Source organism: Aeromicrobium sp. P5_D10, assembly GCF_054049535.1.
On the sequence record NZ_JBFUME010000025.1, the window covers coordinates 1 to 991 of the forward strand.

The window sequence follows — 991 nt, forward strand, 5'->3', positions numbered from 1 at the left end:
CCTGTTAGAGCGTGAGCATTGTCTTGATTGCGCGTCGCTCGTCCATGGCCCGGTAGCCCTCGGCGACCGCATCGAGCGGAAGTGTGAGGTCGAAGACATCGCCGGGTGTGATGGTGCCGTCGAGCACGTCCTGTAGGAGGTCGGGCAGGTAGGCGCGTACGGGTGCGAGGCCGCCTTTGAGGCCTAGGTTGTGGCCGAATAGTGCCCGGACGTCGAGCTGTACGCCGTGAGGGAGACCGACGTAGCCGATATTTCCTCCTGGCCGTGCCGAGCGCAGCGCCTGCTTCACGCTCTCGTTCGTGCCAACGCACTCCAGCACGCAGTCTGCGCCGATGCCATTGAAGATCTCGCGGGCGGCGGCCGCGCCCTCGTCGCCACGCTCGGCAATGACGTGGTCGGCTCCGAACCGCAGAGCCAGTTCCTGGCGCTCGGGATGGCGGGACATCGCAATGACGCGGTCGGCACCGAGCCGTTTGGCAGCCAGGACCGCGCATAGTCCGACTGCGCCGTCGCCTACGACAACGACAGTGCTTGCGGTGGTTACGCCTGCGCACATCGCGGCGTGGTGCCCCGTCGGGAAAACATCGGCCAACGCCAGCAGATGGGGTATCAGCGAGTCGTCCGGCATCGTCGGTGTCTTGACAAGAGTGCCGTCGGCGAACGGAACACGCACCAACTCACCTTGCAATCCGTCGACGAAGTGCCCATCAGAATCGGGTGCGCCCCAGTAACCGCCGTGTGGGCATCCTGTCTGGATGCCGAGCTGGCACACTGCACAGGTGTTGTCGGCGTAGACGAACGGCACGATGACGAAGTCGCCCGGCCGTACGGTCGAGACCGCGGAGCCGACCTGCTCGACAACACCGACCAGTTCGTGCCCGGTGCGAGTCGGCCCGTTGAACGGGTTCTCGCCGCGATACGGCCACAGATCAGAGCCGCAGACGCACGATGCGACTGCCCGCACCACAGCATCGGAATCGACAACAAGTCG

1 protein-coding gene is annotated in these 991 nt (G+C 65.2%); it reads right to left on the reverse strand.

Annotated elements, in window-relative coordinates; translation table 11 throughout:
• Nucleotides 1–4: 4 nt before the first annotated feature.
• A partial coding sequence (locus ACXJKC_RS21720) for a zinc-binding dehydrogenase (protein WP_456698845.1) occupies nt 5–991 on the reverse strand: 987 nt, incomplete at its 5' end.